This is a genomic window from Pseudomonas sp. B7(2017) (assembly GCF_002112745.1).
In the GTDB taxonomy this organism is placed as follows: domain Bacteria; phylum Pseudomonadota; class Gammaproteobacteria; order Pseudomonadales; family Pseudomonadaceae; genus Aquipseudomonas; species Aquipseudomonas ekonensis.
This window is the reverse complement of record NZ_NEIP01000027.1, coordinates 1-24,610: the sequence shown is the minus strand read 5'-3', so window position 1 is coordinate 24,610 and position 24,610 is coordinate 1. Positions and strand designations below refer to the sequence as shown.

Annotated in this window: 22 protein-coding genes; 3 read left to right on the top strand and 19 right to left on the bottom strand. The window is 67.8% G+C overall.

From position 1 onward, the window contains the following. Positions 1–18: 18 nt before the first annotated feature. From CAG29_RS27280 to CAG29_RS27190, 19 genes are all read right to left on the bottom strand, one after another. On the bottom strand, positions 19–450 hold the full coding sequence (locus CAG29_RS27280) for a curli assembly protein CsgF (RefSeq protein ID WP_085586869.1): 432 nt from the start codon (positions 448–450) through the stop codon (positions 19–21). Beyond that, positions 447–839, bottom strand: a complete 393-nt coding sequence (gene csgE, locus CAG29_RS27275) for a curli production assembly/transport protein CsgE (RefSeq protein ID WP_085634117.1) — start codon at positions 837–839, stop codon at positions 447–449. The genes CAG29_RS27280 and csgE overlap by 4 nt, the downstream gene beginning before the upstream one ends. Further along, positions 836–1,375, bottom strand: coding sequence for a type II secretion system protein (locus tag CAG29_RS27270; RefSeq protein ID WP_085695422.1), 540 nt, complete (start codon positions 1,373–1,375; stop codon positions 836–838). The genes csgE and CAG29_RS27270 overlap by 4 nt, the downstream gene beginning before the upstream one ends. Beyond that, a complete protein-coding gene (locus CAG29_RS27265; protein ID WP_085586882.1) occupies positions 1,350–1,724 on the bottom strand; it encodes a type II secretion system protein in 375 nt (124 codons plus the stop codon). Before CAG29_RS27265 ends, CAG29_RS27270 begins: the two co-directional genes overlap by 26 nt. A gap of 5 nt (positions 1,725–1,729) precedes the next feature. Beyond that, positions 1,730–2,200, bottom strand: coding sequence for a type II secretion system protein (locus CAG29_RS27260; RefSeq protein ID WP_085586866.1), 471 nt, complete (start codon positions 2,198–2,200; stop codon positions 1,730–1,732). A 2-nt stretch (positions 2,201–2,202) separates the two neighbouring features. Next, a complete protein-coding gene (locus CAG29_RS27255; protein WP_085586865.1) occupies positions 2,203–4,050 on the bottom strand; it encodes a secretin N-terminal domain-containing protein in 1,848 nt (615 codons plus the stop codon). After that, complete coding sequence (locus CAG29_RS27250; RefSeq protein WP_085695421.1) at positions 4,047–4,565, bottom strand: hypothetical protein; 519 nt, start codon at positions 4,563–4,565, stop codon at positions 4,047–4,049. Before CAG29_RS27250 ends, CAG29_RS27255 begins: the two co-directional genes overlap by 4 nt. After that, positions 4,565–5,113: a GspMb/PilO family protein gene (locus CAG29_RS27245; RefSeq protein WP_085634114.1), complete on the bottom strand. Its 549-nt coding sequence runs from the start codon at positions 5,111–5,113 to the stop codon at positions 4,565–4,567. Before CAG29_RS27245 ends, CAG29_RS27250 begins: the two co-directional genes overlap by 1 nt. Next, positions 5,100–5,645, bottom strand: coding sequence for a pilus assembly protein (locus CAG29_RS27240; RefSeq protein ID WP_085586862.1), 546 nt, complete (start codon positions 5,643–5,645; stop codon positions 5,100–5,102). The genes CAG29_RS27245 and CAG29_RS27240 overlap by 14 nt, the downstream gene beginning before the upstream one ends. Position 5,646: 1 nt before the next feature. Beyond that, complete coding sequence (locus CAG29_RS27235) at positions 5,647–6,450, bottom strand: hypothetical protein (RefSeq protein WP_085634112.1); 804 nt, start codon at positions 6,448–6,450, stop codon at positions 5,647–5,649. Beyond that, a complete protein-coding gene (locus CAG29_RS27230; protein WP_085586860.1) occupies positions 6,431–8,152 on the bottom strand; it encodes a GspE/PulE family protein in 1,722 nt (573 codons plus the stop codon). Before CAG29_RS27230 ends, CAG29_RS27235 begins: the two co-directional genes overlap by 20 nt. An 84-nt stretch (positions 8,153–8,236) precedes the next feature. Next, positions 8,237–8,770, bottom strand: a complete 534-nt coding sequence (locus tag CAG29_RS27225; RefSeq protein WP_085586859.1) for a response regulator — start codon at positions 8,768–8,770, stop codon at positions 8,237–8,239. 233 nt (positions 8,771–9,003) lie between these two features. After that, complete coding sequence (locus CAG29_RS27220; RefSeq protein WP_085695420.1) at positions 9,004–9,957, bottom strand: peptidylprolyl isomerase; 954 nt, start codon at positions 9,955–9,957, stop codon at positions 9,004–9,006. Positions 9,958–9,972: 15 nt separating this feature from the next. Next, the gene (locus CAG29_RS27215) at positions 9,973–11,505 is read right to left on the bottom strand and encodes an ABC transporter substrate-binding protein (RefSeq protein WP_256576807.1); all 1,533 of its coding nucleotides are present in this window, start codon (positions 11,503–11,505) and stop codon (positions 9,973–9,975) included. A 51-nt stretch (positions 11,506–11,556) separates the two neighbouring features. Beyond that, complete coding sequence (locus CAG29_RS27210) at positions 11,557–12,177, bottom strand: SCO family protein (RefSeq protein ID WP_085641230.1); 621 nt, start codon at positions 12,175–12,177, stop codon at positions 11,557–11,559. Continuing rightward, the gene (locus tag CAG29_RS27205; protein WP_085586855.1) at positions 12,174–12,824 is read right to left on the bottom strand and encodes an SCO family protein; all 651 of its coding nucleotides are present in this window, start codon (positions 12,822–12,824) and stop codon (positions 12,174–12,176) included. Before CAG29_RS27205 ends, CAG29_RS27210 begins: the two co-directional genes overlap by 4 nt. A gap of 13 nt (positions 12,825–12,837) precedes the next feature. Next, positions 12,838–14,703, bottom strand: coding sequence for a cytochrome D1 domain-containing protein (locus CAG29_RS27200; RefSeq protein WP_371856136.1), 1,866 nt, complete (start codon positions 14,701–14,703; stop codon positions 12,838–12,840). Positions 14,704–15,046: 343 nt separating this feature from the next. Then, complete coding sequence (gene mnxG / locus CAG29_RS27195; protein WP_085695423.1) at positions 15,047–20,893, bottom strand: manganese-oxidizing multicopper oxidase MnxG; 5,847 nt, start codon at positions 20,891–20,893, stop codon at positions 15,047–15,049. 203 nt (positions 20,894–21,096) lie between these two features. Further along, positions 21,097–21,720, bottom strand: coding sequence for a lytic transglycosylase domain-containing protein (locus tag CAG29_RS27190; RefSeq protein ID WP_085586853.1), 624 nt, complete (start codon positions 21,718–21,720; stop codon positions 21,097–21,099). A 216-nt stretch (positions 21,721–21,936) separates the two neighbouring features. Here CAG29_RS27190 and gspG point away from each other — a divergent pair, with 216 nt between their 5' ends. From gspG to CAG29_RS28870, 3 genes are all read left to right on the top strand, one after another. After that, positions 21,937–22,371, top strand: coding sequence for a type II secretion system major pseudopilin GspG (gene gspG / locus CAG29_RS27185; RefSeq protein WP_085586852.1), 435 nt, complete (start codon positions 21,937–21,939; stop codon positions 22,369–22,371). Between the two features lie 14 nt (positions 22,372–22,385). Then, complete coding sequence (locus CAG29_RS27180; RefSeq protein ID WP_085586851.1) at positions 22,386–23,573, top strand: type II secretion system F family protein; 1,188 nt, start codon at positions 22,386–22,388, stop codon at positions 23,571–23,573. Between the two features lie 75 nt (positions 23,574–23,648). Next, positions 23,649–24,293 (top strand): hypothetical protein, encoded by a 645-nt coding sequence (locus tag CAG29_RS28870; RefSeq protein WP_085695418.1) that lies wholly within the window; start codon positions 23,649–23,651, stop codon positions 24,291–24,293. Positions 24,294–24,610 lie beyond the last annotated feature (317 nt).

The window sequence follows — 24,610 nt, the reverse complement described above, 5'->3', positions numbered from 1 at the left end:
CCCGGAACGCTCATCCCGTCATGGGTTGAGGCCGTTAACCTGAATTTCCGAAACCTCACCGGTCGCTCGGTCGGTCACTTCAATGCTCAGTGCCCCGGAGTCGTCGATGACGTTGACGATGAATGCGTCGGTGGACAGGCTCCCCGTGTTGCCGGTGGAGATGTTGTCCAGCAGTTGTCCCAGCAGCCGTGACTGCAGTTGGCTGGTGAAGCGCTCCAGCGCGGAGGTGCCGGCCACGGTCGTGCGGCGCTTGAGGTCCGGATCGTCGTGATCGTTCTGGGCCTGGGCGTTGTTGAGCAGCCAGGTGCCGTTGAGCGGGTTGCCGCCGAACGACGGATTGACCGGCGTGTAGACCAGTTCGGTGGCCTGGACGGCGGCGCAGCCGGCCAGGCCGATCAGCCATCCTGCGATCCAGGGTGCGCGGCGCCGTGAGAACGTTGTCGTGTTCATAGTTCGTCCTTCTCGAGGTCGGTGGTGTCCTGCAACAAGGCCTCCAGCTTGCGCTGGACAACCTGGCGTCGAACCCAGTCGGCGGCCTCGTAGGCCTCGTCCTTCAGTTCCACGGTGTTCGGCGGCAGGAAGCGCCGATAGACCAGGCGTTGCTGATATTCCACGGTCACCAGGCTGCCCCAGCGCGCGTCGGGCCGCTCGCGCACCACCAGGTTGAAGTCCATGGGGCTGGTGTCGCGCAGGCGTTCGCTGAACAGGTAGTAAAAGTCGTGGCCGATGTGCGAGATCGTGTCGTCGACGATGAAGCCCATCATTTCGTCTTCTTCGCCGGCCTGGGCGCAGCACGCCGCCAGGACGAGGATCAGCGCACAGCAGAACCGGCCGTTCATGGCTGCAGCGCCTGCGGCAGGGCCGACGGGTTCTTGGCCGGGCCGTTGGTGCCGTCGAGGAAGGCCTTTTCGGCGACGAACTGCCAGTCCGAGTAGCGGGTCATGCCTTCGAAGTCCGACCACTGCGCCGGGAAGTCCGCCTGCTTGAGCGGCGTCTCGGTGGAGGGGCTGTTGATCCCGGTGATGCGCCCGTCGAAGCCGCGCTGCAGCGCCCATTCGCCGCCGCCCACCGGATCCGGGTACAACCGGCGCAGGTGGTGCCGGGGCTCGGGAAAGCGCTCGTCCTGCAACAGGTCCGCCAGCTCCTTGGGGTACTGCGCCAGCCCCGGCGAACTGCGGTAGTAGCTGCGCAGCGCCTGGGCGTACTGGCTGCCCACCCACAACAGCTGCTTCTCCCGGTCGCGCCGCGACACCGTCGACCACAGCTCGCCGGCACTGGCCAGGCCCATGCCCATCAGCACGATCAGGAACAGCACGCCCAGGTAGGTGAACCCACCCTGCGCCGCGCGCTCACCACTCCGAATACTGGCTGCCATCACGCGCCCTCCCGGTGGCTCCGCTCTTGATGTCGGCCACGCCGCCCGCCACGCCGTCCGGCGGCGCGACCAGCACCCATTGGTCCTTGCGCTCGGTGATCGGGTCGAGCGGCGCGTTGCGCAGGTAACGCAGTTCCACCAACTGATCGATCGAGTCGGGGTAGCGCCCGGTGTCGCCGTAGTAGTGGTCCAGCGCCTCGCGCATGGCCGACAGGCTCTGGCGCAGGGTGGTTTCCTTCGAGGCCTCCAGGCTGTTGAAGTAGCGCGGCAAGGCGATGGTCATCAGGGTCGCGATGATCGCCATCACCACCATCAGTTCCAGCAAGGTAAAGCCCTGTTCCCGGCGCATGAGGTTCACCACTCGCGGTAGGCGATGCCGTTGAGGCCCTTGCCCCGCGCCTTGGAGTAGACGTCGAACACGTCTTCGCCGTCGCGCGGGTTCTGGGCCGAACTGTTGTAGGCGCGCAGGCCCCAACCCCCTTCGTCGTCACGCTTGGCCGGCACCAGCGGGTCACGCGGGATGCGGCGCAGGAAGTAGAACTTGGCGCCCTTGGCGCTGCGCACGTCGCGCACGCCGTCCACCAGCACCTTGAGGTTCGGCGGGTAGCCGCTGCTGTTGAGCGACTTCTCGATGTAGCCGGCGTCGAAGGCGCGCTTGTAGGCGTCGATGCCGTCGCGGATCTGGTACAGCGCCGTGCGCAGCTCCTGCTCCTTGCCCCGACGCACCAAGGTTTCGGTCAGGGGCGCGGCCATGCCCGCCAGCAGGCCGATCAGGGCCAGCGTCACCACGACTTCGATCAGGGTGAAACCGCGCTCGGTGTTCATGATCAAGGCTTCTCGACGGTGACTCGGGTGGTGGCGACCGCCGCCCCGCCCAGCGCACGAGGCTGTACGGAAGGCGCTGGGGTGGCCGCCTGCATCGAGCGGTCCGGCGCCTGGATGTGCATGCTGGTTTCGGTGCCGGTGGGGAACTCCATGTCCGACGGGCTCTGGTACGGCAGGTTGCGCACGATGCGCGGGGTGATGGAGAGCACCAGTTCCGACTTGCCGACGGTGTCCTTGTTGCTGCCGAACAGCCGGCCCAGGCCGGGGATGTCGCCCAGGCCCGGGATCTTGTTGCCGGTGGCGCCGTGGTCGTTGCGCACCAGCCCGGCGAGGATCTGCGTCTCGCCGTCGTGCAGGCGCAGCGAGGTCTGGGCGTTGCGGGTGTCGACCTGCACCGGGATCGTGCCCTGGCGGGTCGGCTCCAGCGGCGTGGCGTTGCTGACCTCCAGCGCGATCTTGATCGCCACTTCGTTGTTCAGGTGCACGGTGGGCTGCACTTCAAGCTTCAGGCCGACGTCGAGGTAGGTGACGCTTTCGGTGATCACCGGTCCCTGGGTCGAGGGCACCGAGGTGGCGCTGATGATCGGCACCCGCTGGCCGATGTGGATGCGCGCCTGCTCACGGTTGCTGACGCGGATCACCGGGCTGGCCAGAGTGTTGATGTCGTTGTCCTGGGCGTTGATCTTGGCCTGGGGCGACGGCGCGATGGAGATGCGGTCGGAGTTGATGCCCTTGAGCTGACCCAGCAGGGTCACCGGCGAGCCGTCGCTGTTGACCACGCCGAAGGTGCTCGGCCATTGCAGGCCCAGGTCGAGGATGCGCTGGCGGGCGACTTCCATCACCTCCACCTCCAGCACCACTTCGGGGTTGGACTGGTCCTGGGACTGCAAGAGTTTCTCGGCCATGCGCACCGCGTCTTCGGTGTCGCGCATGGTCAGGGTGTTGAGGCGCTCGTCGACGAACACGTCGCGGGTCTTGAGCATGGTCTTGATCATGTTCAGCGCGGTGTTGGCGTCGATGCTGGTCAGGTAGAACGTGCGCATCACCAGCTCCTGGTAATCCTTGAGCTTCTGCGGCGAGTCCGGGTAGATCAGCAAGGTGTTTTCGTTCACCACTTTCTGGTGCAGCTGGTTCTGTTGCAGCAGCAGTTGCACGGCGTCTTCGATGCGCACGTCACGCACGAAGATCGTGGCCTTGAGGTCCGGGCGCAGGTCCTTGTCGAAGATGAAGTTCAGGCCGGCGACCTGGGACAGCACCTCGAACACGGTCTTGAGGTTGGCTTCGCGAAATTCCAGGGTCACCGGCCGGTCGAGCCGGGTGCGCAGCTGCGGGTACTGCACGACGTTGCGGCTCTGTACCAGGCGGATGTTGCCTTGCAGCTCCAGCGCGCCTTCGTTGGTGGGGTCGAGTTCGAGGATTTGCTTGACCTGGCGGTCGGCGCCGTAGATGTCGCCCCGGCGCAGGTCGCCGCGGGCCAGTTCGAGCTTCTCGTCCATGCTGCGCAGGTAGTCGAGCTGGCGCAGGGCGTCCTGGGCGCGGCGGTTGTTCGGCTCGATGGTCAGCACCCGGTTGTAGGCGGTGCGGGCCGAGGCGAAGTCCCGCCGCGAACGGTCGGTGTCGCCGGAGGTCAGCAGCGCGGTGATGGCCTTGGCCCGGCCGCTGTTGAGCGCCAGATGCAGCTCGGTGTCGCGGGGGTTCTCCCGCAGGCCTTCCTCGATCCGGGCCAGGCCCGCCTCGTACTGGCCCTGGTCGATCAGGTCGGCGGCCTCCTTGTTGGCCACCTGGGCCGAGCTGCACGCGGCCAGCCCGGCGCACAGGCCCAGGCTCATCAGCAAACGGGATCTGTTCATTGCGTACTCCCCACAGACAAGGTCTGCGACAAATGCAAAGGCAGGTAGACCAGGCTCAGTTCCAGGTCGGAAATGCCGGTGATCTTCCAGGTGTCGTCGATCACATCGCCGTTGCGCACGACGTAGATCTTCTCGCCGTCCTGCAGGAACACCTGCAGGTCGCTGCGGTCATGCAGCCGGCCGACGAACTGGAACGGCACCGGCGGCAGGCTCGGGGCTTGCACCGCCGTGGCCGGGTTGACGGGTTGCTCGGTGACCGTGGCCAGGGTCGGCGCAGGCTTCCACGACTGGGCGGCGAACAGGTCGCCGGCCGGCCCCAGGTCCTTGATCGGCGCGGCGTCGGCCTTCGCGCCACCGGCGGTCGGCGCGCCCCGGCCAGCAGTCTTGGCCGGGGTGGCCACCGCGAGGTCGGCCGACTCGCCGTCTTCGCCCGGGCCGAAGTATTCCGGCAGCCAGGCCAGCGCCGCCGCCACGCCGAAGAACGCCACCCACCCGACGATGCGTTTGGTGTCCATCACGACCTCGACAGGTAAAGGGTCAAACGGATCCGGCCGGTGAGGTCGGTGTCGGCGATCTTCTTGCGCTGGAACTCGACGTCCTCCACCACCACCGCCGGCAACTGGCCGAGCAAGGCATGCAGGAAACGGCGCAGCTGCGGATAGCTGCCGCGCACCGGCAGCAGGATCTGGTAGCGCGCCAGATGGGTCTTGGGATCGACGCCCAGGGCGTATTCGCCGCGGGCCAGGGTGATGCGTTCCTGGGCCGCCAGGGCGTAGATGCGGTCGATGGCGACGGTGGCCTGGGGTTGGGCCGGCAGCTTGTTGCGGAAGTCGTCGAGCTGGCGCTGCGGCACCACCGGCGGCGCGATGCTGCCGTCCTCGACCTTGGCCAGGTACTCGGTGGCCTCCTCGGTCTGGCGGCTCAACTGTTGCAGCGAGTGCCAGCCCGGCAGCAGGCCGCCCAGGGCCCAGGCCAGCGCCACCAGCAGCAGGGCCAACCCGGCCAGGCCCGGCACGCCGAGGCCTTGCAGGTATTCGTGGACGATCAGTCTAGGGATTCGCATCGCCCATCTCCCAGGTCGCCGACAGGTTGAACTGCACCGGGTGCTCCGGCGATTTCACGACGATTTCGTGGCTCAGCAGCGACACGTCCGACAGCTCGTCGCTGGCCTCCAGACGTTTGTGGAAATCGAGCATCGCTTGCAGGTCCCGGGCCTCGGCGCTGATGCGCACCTGGCCCTTGCGTGCGTCCGGGGTCAGGCTGAGCAAGGCGATGTCGCCCCGGGGCATGGCTTCGAGCATGGCGAACAGGCGTTCCCACGGGCGGCGCAGCTGCTGCGACACCTTGCGCATCTCGGCCAGGTTCTGCGCCTGTTCACGGGTCTCGGCCGGGGTCAGGCTGGCCTTCACGCCGCTGTCGCCGGTGAGCTTGCGCTGGGTGTGCTGCAAATGGCCTTGCTGTTGTTCGGCCTGGGCGCCGAGGTGCTGCTGCACGCCGAAGCACACCAGCGCCAGCAGCGCGCCGCCACCCAGCAGGCTCCAGCCCAGCGGGCCGGAACGGGGACGGGGCTGGAAGTCCAGATTCAGGGCGCGCATGTCAGGCCACCGCCCGGGACATGACGTACAAGCCGTCACGCACGGTCATCGAGTCGTCTTCGAGGGTGCGCACCTGCACCCCGTCGATCTGCGGCTGCACATCGAGGCGCGCCGGGGCGTGCAGGTAGACGTTGAACGGACGCTCGCTGGCGCTGGCCTGCAATTGCCGCTCGCGGCCCACCAGCGCGGCCAGCGCCGCATCGCTGTCGCTGCCGCCCACCGAACGCACCGCCGTCCAGCGCCCTTCCCGGGCCAGCAGCAACACGCTGCGCTGCGGTTCGGCGACCACGAACAGGAAATCGCCGGCGTCGAGGCTGCGGTCGAAGCGGTTGAACGCCGTCATCAGGTACGGCTGCACCGAACGCAGGCGCAAGCCACGCCCGGCGACCAGTGCACGCAGACGCTCCAGCAAGTCCTGCGGCAAGGCGCTGGCGATGCGGTCGTGGCCCGCAGGCTCGGCGGACAGCACCAGGCTCCAGGGTTGGGTCGGCGCGCCGAACAGGTCTTCGAAGCACAGCTGGGCGAAGCCGCGCAGTTCCTCGGGGGTGCTGATCTGCTCGCTCCACGGCACCAGGCAGAAACGGCTGAAGTGCCCGGAGACCACCACGCACAGCTCGGCGCCGGCCTTGGCGTGTTCGCCGAGCAGGCGGTCGAGGGTGTCCAGCGCCACCGCGTAGCTCTGGAAGCCTTCGTCGATGTAGCCGACGCTGCCCAGCCACAGGGTCTCGCTGCCCCGCCGCTGCCCCAGGCCCACACCGCTGGCGCCGAGCACGGCGACAAAACGCTCACGCGATAAAAGTGACACGATTGATCTCCTCCAGCGTAGTGCGGCCGTGTTCCACCAGTTCCAGCGCCGATTCGCGCAGCAGGCGCAGACCGCGCTCGCAGGCCAGGGCCTTGATCCGGGTGATGGGTTGGCGTTCGACGATCATCTGCCGCAGCTCGTCGTCCAGGTGCAGCAGTTCGGCGATCGCCGTGCGCCCGCGGTAGCCGCTGCCCCGGCAATGGCCGCAGCCCTTGCCGTGGACGAAGCGGTAATGGCCGACCTTGTGCGGGTCGAGGCCCGAGGCGCGCAGCTCTTCTTCGCTGGGTGTCACCGGCGCGCCGCAGCTCGTGCACACCAGGCGGATCAGGCGCTGGGCCAGCACCGCGTTGAGCGCCGAGACCAGGCTGTAGGGGTCGATCTCCATCTGGGTGAAGCGGCCGATCACATCGAACACGTTGTTGGCGTGGATGGTGGTGAACACCAGGTGCCCGGTGAGCGCCGACTGCACGGCGATCTGCGCGGTGTCCGGGTCGCGGATCTCGCCGACCATGATCTTGTCCGGGTCGTGGCGCAGGATCGACCGCAGGCCGCGGGCGAAGGTCAGGCCTTTCTTCTCGTTGACCGGGATCTGCAGCACGCCCGGCAACTGATATTCCACCGGGTCTTCGATGGTGATGATCTTGTCCACCCCGTGGTTGATCTCGGTGATCATCGCGTAGAGGGTGGTGGTCTTGCCGCTGCCGGTGGGGCCGGTCACCAGCACCATGCCGTAGGGTTCGGCGGCCAGCCTTCGCAGTTGGCGCAGGGTCTCGTCCTCGAAGCCCAGGGCCTGCAGCTGCACGCCGCAGACCTTGTCGGCCAGGTCCTGCTTGTCCAGCACCCGCAGCACGGCGTCCTCACCGAAGATGCTCGGCATGATCGACACCCGGAAGTCGATCTGCCGGCCGCTGATGCCGATCTTGAAGCGGCCGTCCTGGGGCACGCGCTTCTCGCCGATGTCCAGTTCGGCCATGACCTTGACCCGGGAAATCACTTGCTCGGCGAACTCGGTGCCCTGGATCTTGCTGATGTTGTTGAGCACGCCGTCGATCCGGTACTTGATCACCAGCCCGTTGCCGGTGGTGCCGAGGTGGATGTCGCTGGCGTGCATTTTCAGCGCGTCGTAGAGGGTCGAGTTGACCAGTTTCACCACCACGCTGGCGTCTTCGCTGATGCTGGTCAGGGACAGGCTCTGCAGGGTGTCGGTCTGGGTGCCGGCGTCGGCCTGGGCGTTGAGCGACTCCACGGCGTGGAAGCTTTCTTCGTGGCGGGCCAGGTAGGCGCTCAGGTCGTCGGCGTGCACCAGGTACAGCGGCGCGCCGTGCAGGCATTCGTCGATCCAGGCCAGGCGCGCGCTGTCGAAGGGGTCGGCGAACACGCCGATGACCTCGTCGCGGTGGCGCAGCAGGATGAATTCACGTTTGAGGCATTGCGCGAGGGTGACCCGGTCGAACACCGGGACGGCCGAAAACAGGCTGTCGGTGTCGAGCACCGGATAATGCAGGGTGGCGCCGAGGCTGGCGATGAACGGCATGGGCGCCAGTTCGCTGAGGCCGGCCAGGGCGTCGAGCATCCGTTCCCCGGAGCCGGCGGACCGTGCCCGGGCCTGGGCCAGTTGCTCAGCGGTGAAGCGTGCCGGGGCCTGCGCTTGCGGCACCGGCTCGGCCAACGGCGGTTCGACGACAACGGACAGACGATCCATGGCTTGCTCTCCAACGCCCGGGGCCGGGGGCCCAGTCGGCGCGGCAGGCCATTGCGGCGGGTGCCGGAACGTCTGATCGCGCCACTACTCCCCGGTGAGCATTTGGTCGTCATCCGGTGCCAGGGCGTCCGACTTGCTTCGTCGGCGATCCGCCAGCACCCAACTGCCATCGAACAACTGCAACGGGAAGCTCTCGGTCTTGCTCTGGCGTCGTTCGACGAACCCTTGCGAAGGGCTCGCACCGGGTCTCGCGCTGCGCTCGATCCCCAGCAGGTCACAGATCGCCCGCGCCAGTTCCGCCAACGGGAACGGCTTGAACAGGATGTGGCTGACTCCCAGTTGCCGCGCCCGCTCACAGACTTCAGCGGTCGGGTGACCCGTTATCAGCACGAAATGACACGTCCTGTTCCGGCGGACGGCGTCGAGCACCTCAAAGCCTTCCATATCGGGCAAGCGGTAATCGAACACCATCACATCGGGGGCGAAGGTCTCGGCCTGGCCGATCCCGTCCGCGCCGTCATGTGCAATCCGGACGTCCAGCCCCTGCGTCGACAGGTAAACCTGAAGGTTTTCCGCCAACTGCTGTTCGTCTTCGACAACCAGTACTTTGTTAACCAAGGTGGACTCCTTGAAACCGCAGGTCCGGCAGTGGAAACCTCGGGCCGGGCCTGGTGGAGTGCGCCTCGCCAGAGGTAACGCACACTTCATGCCAGGCCGGGTGCCGGTCATTTTCTGTTTTCATGTCCTTGAATTGAATGGAAATGCCCGCTCGTCCCGGTACCCCGTTCCCCAGAAACGGGGAAGCACCTGAATGGGCATCGAAGCCATTCCCCACTATTGGGGGGGAACCTTCAGTCGTCGTCAATGCGTTCGATCCTGTTCTGCGCCCGCAATTGCGCGAGCGCCTGACGACGAGCCTGGGTCTGTCGCTGTCGGGCAAGGTAGGCCCTGACCGTTTCCAGCCCTTGCTCCTCTGGGACATCGGCCGCCTCCTTGTGGTTCTCGACGATGATCAAATGCCAGCCGAACGGTGTGCGCACCGCTTGGCTGAGTTCCCCGGGCCTCAAGGCAAACGCCGCCGCCTCGAACGCCGGCGCCATCTGCCCGCGGGCGAAGTAGCCCAACTGTCCGCCTTGGCTGGCCGTGGCATCTTGCGAGCCCTTTTGCGCGACGCTGGCGAAGCTTTCGCCCCGCACCACCGCCTCGCGCATCTGCATCAAGCGTAGACGCGCCGCCTCGACCGTGGCGGAATCGGCCTCCCGCGCCACCTTCACCAGAATGTGCCGGGCCTGCACCTGCTCCGGCGTGCCCATCTCGGCGCGGTGCTCCTCGAAGAAGGCGCGCACCTCTTGCTCGGCTGGATCGTCAGTGCGGGTCAGTTCGGCGAACATCCGTTGGGCCGCCAGTTCGCGGCGGGTGTACTCGGTGAACGAGGCCTCGTCGAAGCCGGCCTCTTGCAGGCGCCGGGTGAATTTCTCCGTGCCGCCGATGGCCTGGCGGGTCTGCTCGACCTGCTGGCGCACGGTTTGCTCATCGACCTGCACCCCGCGCTTGCGCGACTCCTGCCACAGCAGTTCCTTGTCGATCAGCATCTGCAACGCCGCTTGCCGCAACTGTCTGTACGCCTTGGGATTGCGGATGCTCGCCACGGCGCGGCCCTGGTCTTCCAGGTATTCGGTGAAGTAGCGCTCCAGGCGGAATTCGGAAATGGCCTCGCCGTTGACCCGCGCGGCCACCGGTTCCTGACTGGCGAACGCCGCCGGGAGCCAGCCTGCGAACAGCAACAGCATCGTCTTGAGCTTCATGATCCATCGCTCCGGTCAGGGTGTGTCGACAATAGGTCTGTAGGGCGCCACCAAGTAAAAGCGCTGGTCGGGCAAATCGATCGTCACCACATGGGCCCCGCTCAGCCCCAACCGGCGTCCGGGGCCGAAGCTGATGCGCGGGGTCAGGCCGGTGTCGAAGTCGTGCAGGCCTTCCAGCGCCGCCACCAGTTTTTCGCGGCTGGCGTCGCGCCCGGCCTGCTTCATGCCTTCGCTGAACAGCAGCATCGAGGCGTAGGCGCCCACTTGCAGCACCGCGTGCTGGGCGCCGAGGCCCTGATGCTCGCGCAGCAAGGTCAGCGCCAGGCGCCCGGCCTGGGTCCAGTCGCTGGGCACGAACGGATAGGCCAGGAACACCCGCCGCGAGAAACCGTCCGGCACCTGCAACAGGTCCCCGGCCACCTGGCTCGACGCGGCGAACAGGTACGGCACCTGCCCGGCCTTCTGCAGCCCGTTCGCCAAGCGGCTGAACCCGCCGCCGCTGCCCAGGTAGAACACCGAACGCGAGCCCAGCGGCACCGTGCCGGCGGCCGCGTCGTAGGCCTGCACCTGCACCTTCTGCCAGCCGTGGTTCTGCAGGTAGCGACCCAGGGCCTGGGCCGCCTGCGCCTGGCCCGGGTCGTCGGGATAGGCGATCAGCGTCGGCCCCTGCAGCACCCGCAGGCTGGCCGTGGCGTAGTCGGCCAGCGCGATCAGCTGCTCGCGCAGGCCCGGCAACGGTTCGAAGATCTGCGGGCTCGACGGCATCGGGCCTTGCAGCGACAGCGGCCCGATCAGCGGCAGGCCGGCCTGTTCCAGGCGCGGCGCCAGTTCGCTGTCCAGCGCAGGCGCCAGCGGCGCGATCAGGGCGAACACGTGCTCGTCGTCGATCAGCCGTTGCAGGGCCTGTTCGGCGCTGGCCCGGTCGGGGCCGGGGTCGGCCACGGTCAGACGCAACTGCCGGCCATGGATGCCGCCCGCCTCGTTGATCCGCGCCACGCTGCCGTTGAGCACCGCCGCCACCGTCGCGCCCTCTTCGGCCAGCGGGCCCTGGCTGGGCAACAGGGTGCCCAGGTGCAGGGTGTCCGCCTCCAGCCCCGGGTCGCGCTCGTCGGCCAGGCGCTTGAGGTACGCGGTGAGGTTGCGCTGATCCTTCATCGACAACAGGAAGCGCGGCATGCTCGCATCCAGCCGATGGTTGCCGGGGTCGCGGCCCTGCTGGATCGCCCGCGCCAGGCTGGCGTCATCGTAGGCCGGATAGCGGCGGCCGTTGACCTGCTGGCCGTAGGCGCTGGTCAGCCGCGCCCAGTTCAGCTCCGGCGGGCGCACCCCGCCCTCGGGCCGGCCGAGGCCGTCGGCGCCGTGGCAGTTGGCGCACGGCAGGCTGGTGGCCGGCAGCAGCACATCCGCCGCGCCGACCCGCGCCATGATCGGCTCGCCGCTGGCCGACAGGCCTTCGCGGTACAGGCGCTTGCCGGCGCTTTCCTCGTCGGTCAGCGACAGCGCGCCCGCGCCCAGGCTGGTTCCGGTGAGCAGAACCAAGACAAGCATGCGGAGGATCGCGACTGGAAATCCTGCGGGAGCGGTTTTCATGGCCAGGCCTCAGCGTCCGGCCACGGGCATCGTCAGCAGCTGCAAGCGCTGCGCGATGGCCGCTGCGGGGGCGTCGGGGCGGATCTTGCTCCAGCGCTTGTTGGCCACATCGCCGACGATCAACTGGGTGGAGTGCTGCTCCGGGGTCGGCACGATCTGGCCGATGCGGCCGAGCACCAGATCCATCTGCGCCTTGTCGCCGGTGAGAAAAAGCCAGTGAGGGTCATCGGCGCCCTGCTTCAAGGTGTAAGCCTTGAGCACCGCCGGCGTATCGCGCAGCGGGTCACTGGTAAGGGAAATGAAGGTGACGCCGTCGGCCTTGTCGCCCAGCAGCTCGCGCACTTCCTTGAGCTTGCGGGTGATCAGCGGGCAGGCGTCGTTACAGCTGGTGAAGATGACGTTGAGCAGCACCACGCGGTTCTGCAGGGCGTCGCTGTAGAAGCGCTGGGTCTGGCCGTGCTGGTCGGTCAGCAGGGTGTCGGTGAACCAGGTCTTCGCGTCGTGGGTGCCTTTGGCCGGGGCGGCGCTGGCCGTGGCGGGGGCTGGCTGCACATGGCCCTCGTGGGCGAACGCCACCAGGCTGAAGATCCAGAAGCACACGGTCAGGGTGATCCAGTCGAGGGTTCTCATGGCTGTTGCTCCATGGCGATGGCCGTGTGTTTGGCGTGGGTGCGCAGGCCGCTGAGTTTCTCCACTTCCTTGGCCAGCAGGGCCGGATCGGTGAAGCCGTAGTAGCGCATCCAGTGGCGGCTGTTGCCGTCGCCGACGAGGATCAGCGGCTGATGGTTCTTGAAGTCACCGCTGAAACTGCCCAGGCCCTTGAGGGTGGCGTCGATGGACCGGGGCGAGCCGGTCAGCCAGCTCCAGCCCGGCCCCCGCTGGAAGGTGCGGGCGTATTCCTGCAGGCGCTTGGGGTCGTCGCGCTGCGGATCGATGCTGATCGACACCAACTGCACTTCGCCGCCGACCCGGGCGCCGAGCTGCTTCTGCACCTTGCCCATGATCGACGAGACCACCGGGCAGACCGTGGTGCAACTGGTGTAGATGAAACTCATGACCACGATCTTGTTGTGCACCAGGTCCTGTTCCAGGTGCACGGTCTTGCCGTTCTGGTCCACCAGGGGCACGTCGGCGAACTTGACCTGGGCGTGTTCCTGGGCGCTGGCGGCGGGTGCCTTGTGGCCGGCGTGCTCGTCCGTCGAATGGGCGCTGGCCGGGTGGATGCCGACGCTCAGCAGGCACAGGGTGAGCAGGCTGCGGGATGCGAATCGCTTCATGGTGGCGTCCTCGTCACTGAGTCTTGCCGGGCAGCACCCGGACACTGGCAAAGGTCTTGTCGTCGAAGCCGGCGCCCAGCGAGGCGGCGCGCACATGCAGGTACCACGCGCCGCTGCGGTCGAGGGTCACGGGGGCTTCGTAGATCCCGTCGGCGACTTCCAGCGCCGCCACCGTGCGGGGGCGCGAAGTGGGCGCGAGGAAGTAGCGCAGCTGCACGTCCTTCACCCCAGCGCGTGCGGTGTTCTGCTTGCCCTGCACGATGCGAAAGCGCACCACGTAGGGGTCGTTGAGCGCCACGGCGGTCTTGTCCAGCAGGAACTCGACCTTGGGCGTTCCGGCGTGCCGGGATTGAGCGCTGTCCGGCTCCACCTGCGCGGTGAAGCAATGAATGAGGTTCGGCTGGTTGAGCAGGAACGCCACGTCGAAGCGCCCGGCCGCCGGCAGCTTGACCCGCGCGCTGTACAGCCCCGGCGACACCTCGCGCAGGCTGCGGTCGACGACCAGCGCGGCCCGGGCCGACTGGCCCCGGTTGGGGTAGCCGGACATCGGCGCGTTCATGCCTTCGGCGTAGAAATAGGTGGTGTTGTCCACCGGGTTGACCACGAACACCGCGTTGTCGTCCCGCGCCACCGCCAGGCTCGATGCCAGCGGCAGATCCCCGGCCAGCCGCGGCGGCTGGGGACCTGCCTCGAACCCTTGGCTGATCGGCTGGCGCCCTTCGCCCAGGGACGCCAGGTTGATCATCGTGACCTTCGGCGACGCCAGGCCGCGCACGTAGGCGTAGGCCCGGGTGAACACCACTTGATAGGGTTCGGCGGACACCTCCAGGTCATGGATCGCCGCGTCGTTGGCGGCGTCGATCACTGTGGCGCGGTTTTCCACGGTGTTGAGCACCACACCGAAGCGGCCGTCGGCGCCGAAGCCCATCGGGCCCAGGCCCTGCTGCAGTTTGATCACCCGCCGCACCGCATGGCTGGCGCTGTCGATCACGGTCACGGTGCCGTCCTTGCCGTCGGCCACGTACACCGCGCCGGACAGCGGCGAATAGGCCACCGACAGCGGACTGGCGCCGGTCTTGACCTGTTTGAGCAGGCTGAGGCTGGCGACGTCGATGACGCTCAGGGTGCCGTCGTCGCGGTTGCTGACGAACGCGAAGCGGCTGTCCTTGCTGAAGGCGATTTCGTGGTGGCCGCGGCCGGTCGCCAGGTGTTTGAGCGGTTTGAGGCTTTGGGTGTCGATCACCGTGACGCCGGACTCATCGGCCTTGGCCGCGTTGTTGCCGACCCACAGCAGACGCTCGTCCGGCTGCAGCGCCACCCGCACCGGCTGGCGGCCGGCGGCGACGGAACCGCTCACCTTGAAGCGCTCGCTGTCGATCACCGCCACCTGTCCCGCCGCCGGCATCGACACGAACACCTGCTTGTTGTCCTTCGGCGTGACCCAGTCCATCGGCGGCCCGGCCAGTTCGATCCGCGCCAGGGTGCTGGTGATGCCGCCCACCGACACCGACGGGTCGACCACGGCGAGGCTGGCGTCGCGGTTCATCACCAGCACGAAATAGCTGTTGAGGTCGAGCAGCGGCCGTGCGCCGATGTTCGACTTGAGGAACACCCCGACCCGCGACTTGCAGCTGCGGTCGCGGCCCTGGGCCTGGTCGGCGGCGACGGCCTGCGGATCGATCCACGCCCCCGGCGCCACGCCGGACAGCGGCTGGCCGGAGGCGGCGTCGGTGATGCGGAACTGCACGTCGGCGAACTCGCCTTCATGCAGTGTGCCGTCCTCGGCGAGCGGCCGGAGCGCGAAGTCCACCTTCACCCCGTCCCGGGCCAGGGTCTGCACCTCGTCGGCCTGCGCCAGCGCACCGGCGAGCGCCAGCATCCACGCACTGATTCTGATGATCCAGCTCATACCGCACTCCCTCCGCCTCATGGCCAAACCCAACCGCCTGCACACCGCCCTGCCCCTACAGAGAATCCCCTCGCACACCGCCGCCCCCCTGTGGGAGCGGGCTTGCCCGCGATGGCGCCAGTTGCCGCACCATCCGATTCCGCGTCGTGCCCATCGCGAGCAGGCTCGCTCCTACAGAAAAGCCCCTGCCCACCGCCGCACCCTGTGGGAGCGGGCTTGCCCGCGATGGCGCCAGTTGCCGCACCATCCAGATCCGCGTCGTGCCCTTCGCGAGCAGGCTCGCTCCTACAGAAAAGCCACCTGTGCGGCGCCGCTATTGCCCTGCGGGCGCCGGCTCGGGCTCGTTGGTCACCCGCAGCAGGCCCCACAGCCCGGCGGTGTTGCCGAACGAGGCGTTGTCGCGGAACAGGTAATCCCCCGGTATCGCGTTGCTGCCCCCGGCGCTCGGCAGCATGAAGCTGAAGTGCGCCGCCGGCAGCACGCTCTCGCGGGCGCCGATGTACATCGACATCGGGTTGTAGCCGAACTTCACCGAACCCACGCCAGGCGCGTTCATCGGGTAGCCGCCGACATCGCTCTTCTCCGACAGGAACGGGTTGACCGACCACAGATGCCCGTCGAGCTGGAAGGTCGAGCCGCGGCTGCCGCCGGTGGGCATCAGGATGTGGGTACGGAACGGCTGCCCCGGTTTGGCGTAGAACACCGGCGTCTGCGGATCGCCGCCCACCAGCGCGTTGCTGTAGGCCATGTGCGCGTTCGGCACGTCGCCGTAGCCGTGGCCGTCGGCGCGGCCGAACGGTGCGTCCGGCGCCAGCCCGAAGCGGTACCACATCGGTTCGGCCTTGTAGTTGATGGCCATGCCGGCGTTGTCCTTCGGATCGTTCGGCACGCCCATGCCTTCGGAGGCGATGCCTTCCACCGGCCGGCCGTTGGCCCAGCGCAGGTTGAGGGCGCGCTGCCAGACCATGGCGAAGTCGCGGTAGGCCGTCTGCCCCGCCACCGTCACCGTGGCCGCCGCTTTGCGGGCGTCCTCGACCCAGGTGGCGCCCATCGGCAGCACGCTCATCGCCCCGCCCAAGCCTTTCTGCGGCTGCTTGATCACGTCCGCCGGGGTGAAGTTGAGGCCGCCGAACTCCACCGCCGTGGCGTTGATGTTGTCGACGTTGCGCCCCAGCTGCGTCACCGGTTTGCCTTCGCGCTCCAGGTGCCCGGCGTAGTACTGATAGGTACGGGTCGGGTACGCGCCGCTGTTGCCGATGCGCGGCGGCACGGTCTGGATCGGGTTGGCGCCGACGTTCACGCCGTCCGACTTGGTGATGTCGTAGGCCAGCAGTTGCGCATGCAGGCCCACATGGCTGGACGGCCGCAGCAGGTTGTTGTTGAACGTGGTCGAGCCGTCGCCGCCGTTGCGGTCACGCTTGGCCAGGCCTTGCAGGATGGCGGTCTGGGCCAGGTCCGGCATGACGCTGGGCAGGCGGTTCTCCAGGGTGATGTTGATGCAGTCGCCGGCCGCCGCCCGCAGCACCAGCGGCTCCACAGGCACGCCGGGCTTGAGCTTGCCGGTGGCCGGGTCGAGGTCGGACTTGCGCACGTAGAGGATCGCGGTCGGGTCATGGATCGGCCCGCTCTGTCCGCCGATCGTGATCGTCTCGCCGTCCTCGGGGTCGGTCACCGTCACCTGCGGAATGCTCACCGGCCGCGAGTTGAACACCAGCGTGCCGCCGGCCGGGTTCAGCGGCCCGCCGACATGCTGGCCGAGCCCGGCCGGATCGCCGATGGCCAGCGCCAGCGGGTTGCGCAGGATGTCGTTGGCCAGCGCCGCGACCACTTCATAGTTGCGCTGCACGGTGGGCCGGGTGCCGATGCCGTTGGGGTTGGCGCTGATCCGCGGGCAGGTGCCGTCGAACGCCACGGTGTTGCGCATGCCGGTGGGCTTGGAGTTGTTCGGCAGCGCGAACAGGTCGTTGCGCTGGGCGGTGTAGTTGCGCATCACGCCCCAGATGCCGTTCCAGTAGCCTTCGATCGAGGCGTCCATCGAGTACAGGTAGTCCCCGGTGGTGGCGGCGGAACTGGAGAGCATCGACACCGGCGCAATGAAGCCCATCTGCTCGGAGATCCCGACCATCTGCGAGGCGCGCCAGCCGGAGTTCGAGCTGTTGCCGAACCCGGAACCGCTCTGCAGCCACTTCACGCCGTGCAGGGTGACGTTGTGCTCTTCCTCATGGCCGCCGGCGTGCACCCGCAGCCGCACGTTGTCGCCGGTGTAGGTGCGTAGCATCGGCGTGAACGGATCGCCGGGCTCGGCGCCGCCCTTGTTGATGTGCGGCGGGAACAGCGTGGTGCCGCCGGTGGGCCCGGTGGCGGAGGCGATCTGGTTCGGCGCCAGGTTCATCGCCGGGATCGCCCGGTCGGTGCGGCTCTGCATGGCGTAGGCCAGGTCGCCGCCCAGGCCGTCGGCCTGCATGCCGCGCTTGCCGTCGGGGCCGACCTTGTTCGGGTCGAACACCCGCAGGGCCAGCGGCTCGTTGCGGTAGTTGACGACGAACATGCCGGGGTCATCCACCGAGATCGCCTGCGGGCACGGCCGGCTCGGGCAGCCGGGCTTGATCCCGCCGCGGGCCTCGACCACCGCTTCGAGCAGGTTGCCGGCGTTGTTGCGCACCGGCGGATTGATCGCGAAGCGGAAGCTGTCGGCGGTGGCCGGGAACGCCTGCGCATCGGGAATCCCGTTGGGACCGGCGCCCACGTACACGCCGGCTTCATAGGCGTGCTGGAAGTCGCTGTACTCCAGGAAGAACTCGCGGAAGCTGTCGTTGAGGCCGTCGCCGTCGAGGTCGCCGGTGTTGATCACCGCTTGCCACGAGGTCGGCCCGCCGTCCTGCCGCGCCCCGCTGTACAGCGGCTCGCCGGTCTCGGCGTGGAACCAGGTGGAACCGGCAGGCTCGGCCAGCACGGTGGCGTACAGGCCGATCTGCTGATGGGTCGACGGGCCGAGGTGGTCGTGGGTGAAGATCGTGCCCAGGCCGCGGTCCACGCCTTTGGTGTTCACCACCGGGTCGACGAACCAGCGCTGCATCGCCGTGCGCGCGCCCAGCCAGTCGCTGCGCCCGTATTGGCCGAAGAACGGATGCGCACGGGCCTTCGGACAGGCCGGCGTGCCGTCGCGCGGGTCGCTGCCTTCGCAGCCGTTGAAGGCGCGGATGGCGTGCACGCGTTCCTGCACGGCGCCGGGGGAAAGCACCCCGTCCTCATAGTTCCAGCCGTTGGAGGAACCGTCGGCGGCGGTCAGGTCCCACTTGGGCAGGTGGATGTGCTGGCCGATCACGTCGGTCGGGGTGCGCACCTGATAGTCGTCCATCTCATAGACGGCCGGCACCAGGTTGGTCTGCTGGTACTGCACGCAGTCGAAGGTGTTCATGCGCATCACCAGCGGCTCCGGCGGACGCTGCTTGGTGATCACCGGCCAGGCGTCCTCCCACAGCGCGAGGATGCGCGCCTGCGGGAAGTGGTAGCCGACCTTGTTGTACACCGCGTCGAACTGGATGTTGGCGGCCTTGTAGACCCGCGGGCGGTCGGCGGTGAAGGTCGACGAGCCGACGAACGACAGCCCGTCGAGGCGCTCGCCGCTGGCGAACTCACCGCTGCCGGCGCTGCTGGTCAGGCGCTTCTGGCGGTCGTCCATGCACGGCTCGTAGTACGGCGCACCGGCCACCGGCAGGGCGCCGTTGGTGCGGAAGGCCTTGGCCACCACCTGGTTGCCGGGCAGCAAGGCAAAGCTTGGGTGATCCTTTTTCGCGTGGAAGGCCATGGCGGCCTGCTCGACCTCGGTGCCCTCCTCCGGCAGATAGATCGGCTTGGCCCGCACCACTTCCTTGGAGAAGTCCAGCGAAGTGGTCACGGTGTGCGCCTCGCCGCCTGCGGACTTGCCGTCCAGTGCATGGCGCGGCAGGCCGCCGTCCCAGCCGCCCGACTGGTTCGGGTCGAGGTTAGCCCACAGCGCCTTGCCGCTGGCCTTGAGCGCCTGCGCGGAGGCGGCGTCGAGCATGTCCAGCGGCGGGGTCGGCGGACGCTGGCCCACCGAACTTTCCATGCCGCCGATCCAGAACGGATAGCCGGGGTTCTTCAGGCTGCCGTCGGCGTTGCGGTTGGCCTCGCTGCGGTCCACCAGGGCCAGCGACCCGACCGCTTGGCCTGCTGCGGTGCCGCCGTGGTGCCCGTCTCCGTCATCGTCCGCTTCTTCCTCGTCGTCATCCTCATCGTGGCCGGCGACCAGGGTCTCGCCGACCTTCGGCACCACCACGACCTTGCCGGGCATCGGCGCCATGGCCTTGCCGGGCAGCGGCACCACCGCCGGGATCGGCGTGCCGGCGATGATCTCGCCGTCGGGCAACGCCCGCGCCCCGGCCGCCGGCTTGCCGCTGCGCAGCGCATAAGGCTCGCTGTGGAAACCGTCGGCGCCCTGCTGCGACACCTCAAGCCGGGTGCCTTCCTCGAACACGTCGTGCACCCGCCACATGGCCCACATGCCTTGGGCGAAGTGCGGATAGAAATGGCAGTGGAAGATCGCGTCCCCGGCCACCCGGTTGCGGTTGCCCGAACCGCCGTTGGCGATTTCGTAGGTGTAGCCGGCGCCCGGGCCGATGCCTTGGGCATCGACGTAATCGGAGTTGTCGTCGTTGGGGTTGAACAGCCACTGGTGGCCGTGCAGGTGGAAGATGTGGTGCTCGTAACCGTTGTGGGTGTTGCGGAACTTGACGAAGTCCCCGATGTAGCTGTGGTTGACGTTCGACGGCTCCGACGGGTACAGCGCCATGGTCGCCTTCACGCCCACCTGATCGGCGCGCGGGGTCTGGCCGGGGGCGATGTTCTCAAGGCCGGCGTTGGCCGGCACGTCCACCAGCATCGCCACGTCGCCCACGGTGTGCGAGCTCAGGAAGAACTCTTCATAGGCGCACGACAGGCAATCGTGCATCGGCCCCACGCCCAGGCGGTTGGCGATGACTTCCGCGCCCATGCCGCCGGCCCCGTAGTTGATCATGAACGAGTCGCGGGTCGGCTCCAGCACATGGCCCATCACCGGATCCGCGAAGTACGCCGGGAAGGCCTGGGTGACGGCGGTCTCGTCCTGGAACTGCGCGGCGAAATCGCGGAACGGCTCCAGCCGGTTGGGCAGCGCCGGGTTGCGCTTGCCCATCGACTCCAGCGGATAGGTGACCGCCGGGAAGCTGCCGTCGGGGTTGCTGCCCATGACGATGGCGTCGCTTTCGCTGGAGATGATTTCGCTGCCGTCGACCATGGCGATGATCGGCGCCCCGGCTTTGCCTTCGCGCAGCCAGGGTTCGCGCTGCGGGTAGCGGGCCTGGTAGTCGACGACGGGGTGGCCGGCCGGCGTGCGGCCGGTGCTGGCCAGGCGCATCTCTTCTTCGGTGACGGTGTTGCGGTAGGTGCGGCCGCCCTTGGGCACGACCACCACCTGGGCGAACAGGCCGTTGGCGTTGTTGCCGGCCGCCCCTTCGCCGCCGAAGGTCGCGCCGCGGCTGCTGACGTCGAAGGCCCCTTCGCGCTCGGCGAACAGGGTGTAGGAACGGCTCGCGCCGGGGGCGACCAGGCTGTTGCCGTTGCGGCCGGTGAACGAGGCGATGTCGTCGATGCCGTTCACCGCCTGCAAACCGTTCACCTGGAACCCGACATGCCGGTCGGCCACCTGCTCGTCGGCCTTGAAGGCCTCGCCGGCGTTGGCGTTCTCCAATGCCTCTTCGCCCTCGTCCTCACCGCCCTCGGCGGAGTGGTGGTTCGGGTTGGCCTGGTACGCCAGCAGGTTCTGCAGGTTGACGGTCAGGCAATCCCCCGCCGCCACCCGCAGCACCAGCGGCCGCGGACGCTTGTCGGGCCGCAGCGAGACCTTGCCCGGCACCGCCGCGCCGCCCTGGGCCAGGGACACGTTGCGGTCGTCGACCACGTCCCGGCGCAGGGCGAACATCATGCCGTTGACGTTCTGCGCCCCAAGGCGGTTGAACATCAGCGGCTGATCGAACGCGACCACGTTGGCCACCAGGTTGCGCTCGCAGCGCACCGCCGCGCCGGCCAGTTCGACGCTGAGCATCGAGGCCAGCAACAGCATCCAGTTCAACAGGGACGGAGCGTGGTGGATGCCTACCATGATCACAGACCTCGCAGTGGGTGCTCGCAGGGAATGATTCTCGACAAAGCCTTGGGAGCAATCCGCGTGCCACAAAAAATTGGTTTGTTTCTCAAGCACTTGCCGCAACGACTTGAAGAACCGGGGAATATTCCCCACCCGTTTCCCCGGTTTTCCGGGCCTCGCCCGTTGCCCCGAAGTTGGGGAAAGGCCGGTGCGCCGGCCTACAGCGGCGCATCGTCTGCCAGCCCCTGAAGACGCCGGTACTGACGCAGGACGCTGGGCACGTAACGCTGGGTCTCGGCGAACGGCGGGATCACCCGGCCGCGACTGAGCACCGCGTCGGGCCCCGCGTTGTACGCGGCCACGGCGAGGGCGATGTCGTTGTCGAACAGGGTCATCAGGCGCTTGAGGTAACGGGCGCCGCCCTGGATGTTGGCCTTGGGGTCGTAGACATCCTTCACCCCCAGCTCCCGCGCGGTGTCGGGCATCAACTGCATCAGCCCCCCCGCGCCCTTGGGCGAGGTGGCGCCGGGGTTGTAGTTCGATTCGGCGTTGATCACCGCGTGCAGCAACGCTTCGGGCAGGTGATTGGCCGTGGCCGCCGCCGACACCAGTTCCGCGTAGGGCTGGGCGGCGATCATCTGCGGCTGCCGGTCGGCGCCGGCCAGCGTGTTGCCGGGTTCGTGGATCACCCGCTCGTAGGTGCGGCCGGGGCGGTGGACGTTGGACAGCACGTAGCTGCCCTTGGCATCCACGGAGACGAACACATCGGCGCGTGCGACTGCAGTCAGGAACAGGCCGCCGAGCAGTCCTGCGGCGAGCAATCCGGTGGCGAACGGTTTCATGGTGGGCCTCCCCGGAGCGGCGCTGAAAATTGGGGGAAATGCCCCACTCACCGGTCCTGGAACCGTCTTACGCAAGCACTGTGCCGACTTGCGCAAGGCCCGTGGCGCAAGCCCCGGCCAAAGTTCCGGGGCAAAGTTCCGGGGCTGAGCACGGCTATTGCATAAGCCTGGGGCAAGCCCTCGCAGCGACCCGGCTGCCCGCCCACGGAGGTCATCATGAAACGTTGTTTGCGTTCGTCACCGCGTGCCCAGCACGGCTTCACCCTGCTTGAACTGCTGGTGGTGCTGGTGGTGCTCGGCCTGCTGGCCGGGATCGTCGCGCCCAAGTACTTCGCCCAATTGGGCCGCTCCGAAGTGAAGGTCGCCAAGGCGCAGATCGAAGGCCTCGGCAAGGCGCTGGACCTGTACCGGCTGGAGGTCGGTCACTACCCCTCCACCGAACAAGGATTGCAGGCGCTGGTGACCGCCCCGAGCGACGAAGCGAAGTGGACCGGCCCGTACATCCAGAAAAAACTGCCGCTGGATCCGTGGGGCCGCGCCTACACCTACCGCTACCCCGGCGAAAACGCCGAGTATGACCTGCTGTCCATGGGCAAGGACGGACAGCCCGGCGGCGACGGCGAAAACGCCGAAGTCACCAACTGGCAATAAGTGGAGCGCGAACCATGCGTTTTCATCTGAAGGCGGTGGGCAAGGCCGGAGTGGTGTCGCTGAGCGTCGAGGCGCCGGGCCAGAGCGAAGCGCGGCGCATCGCCGAGGACCAGGGCCTGCGGGTGGTCAGCCTGCACGCCGAGCGGCACTGGCGGTCGTTGCGCCTGAGCCAGCGCGAGACGTTCAACCTGGTGCTGTTCAGCCAGGAGCTGACCACCCTGCTCAACGCCGGCCTGCCGCTGATCGACGCGCTGGAAAGCCTGGCGGAGAAAGAGACCGCCCCCGCCGCGCGCAAGACCCTCAGCGAGCTGGTGCGCCTGCTGTACGAAGGCAAATCCTTCTCCCAGGCGCTGGGCCAGTTGTCGGCGGTATTCCCGCCGCTGTACGTGGCGCTGGTGCAGTCCAGCGAGAAGACCGGCGCGGTGGGCGACGCGCTGGGCCGCTACGTCAGCTACCGCCAGCGCATGGACGAGGTGCGGCAGAAGATCGTCAGCGCCTCGATCTACCCGTTGCTGCTGCTGGTGGTGGGCGGCGGCGTAGTGCTGTTCCTGATGGGCTACGTGGTGCCGCGCTTCAGCCTGGTGTTCGAAGGGTTGGGCTCGAACCTGCCGTGGCTGTCGCAGATCCTGATGGGCAGCGGGATGTTCCTGCATGCGCACCAGGGCGAATTCTTCGGTGCCTTGGCGGCGCTGGTCGTGGCGCTTGCGCTGCTGCAGAAGCAGCCGGCGTTCCGCCGGGCGCTGGATCGGTGGGTGGAGCGGTTGCCTGCCGTGCACCAGCGGATCGTCATGTATGAACTGGCGCGGTTCTACCGTTCGCTTGGGATTCTGCTGCAAGGCGGGATCCCGCTGGTGACCGCCATGGGCATGGTGCGCGGCCTGCTGACCGTGGCCTCGCGCACGCGGCTGGATCAGGCCTGCGAGCGGGTGCGCGAGGGCCAGTCGCTGTCCGCCGCGCTGGAGCTCAACCGCCTGGTGACGCCCGTGTCCCTGCGCCTGCTGCGTGCCGGGGAGCAGTCCGGCAACCTGGGCCAGATGATGGAACGCAGCGCCGATTTCTACGACGAGGAGATCAGCCGCTGGATCGAATGGTTCGTGCGCCTGTTCGAACCGCTGCTCATGACGTTCATCGGCCTGCTGATCGGCGTGATCGTGATCCTGATGTACATCCCGATCTTCGAGCTGGCCTCAAGCATCCACTGACCCCGGGAACGGGTCGGACTGACGCGACAACGCACATCCACGTTCCCAACCCAGACCCACAAGACGGAGAACGATATGCACATTCAAAAGCTCATGCTCGCCATGGCCATCGGCGCGGTTCTGTCGGCCTCCACCGTATTGATCCCGGACAGCGTGTCCGGCGTGGCCAGCGTTCAGGCCAAGGACGGGGGAAGCGGTGGTGGTGGCGGAGGTAGTGGCGGCGGCGGAGGTAGTGGCGGGGGCGGTGGTGGCGGTGGAAACGGCGGTGGCGGCAATGGCGGCGGAAACGGTGGCGGCCATGGCGGAAGCGGCGGCGGTGGAGGAAGCGGCGGCGGTGGAGGAAGCGGCGGCAGCGGCAACGGCGGCAGTCATGGCGGCAGCGGCAGTGGCGGCAACAGTGGCCACAGCGGCAGCGACCATGGCTCCGGCCACTCGGGCGACTCCGCCTCCTCCGGCCGCAGCGGCACCCACGCCGAACCCGGCGACGATCACGGCGTGCACCGCGCCGGTGAAGTGGGCGATGACCATGGCGTGCACCGCGCTGGCGAAGTCGGCGATGACCATGGTGTGCATCGTGCCGGTGAAGTGGGCGATGACCATGGTGTGCATCGTGCCGGTGAAGTGGGCGATGACCATGGCCTGCATGCTGCCGGAGAGCCCGGCGATGACCGTGGCGTCCACGTCGGCGGCGAACCCGGCGACGACAAACGCGCCAACTGAGCCGGCCTGACCATCGCCATCGCGGGCAAGCCCGCTCCCACAGAGTGCGCGGGGTGCATGCAGAATCTGCAGCCACCACAAAAACCTGTGGGAGCTTGCCTGCAAGCGATGAGGCCAGCCCATCCAACATCACCGGTGCCTGACCCGCCGCCATCGCCAGCAGGCTGGCTCCCACACCATGCGCGGTGTGCATGCAGAATCTGCAGCCACCACAAAAACCTGTGGGAGATTCTATGTTGCAAGGGAACCCTGCAGCCTCAAGTTCGGTTGGTATTCGCTCTCGCTTTTCATGAGGGCGAATGCCACCCGGCACAGCT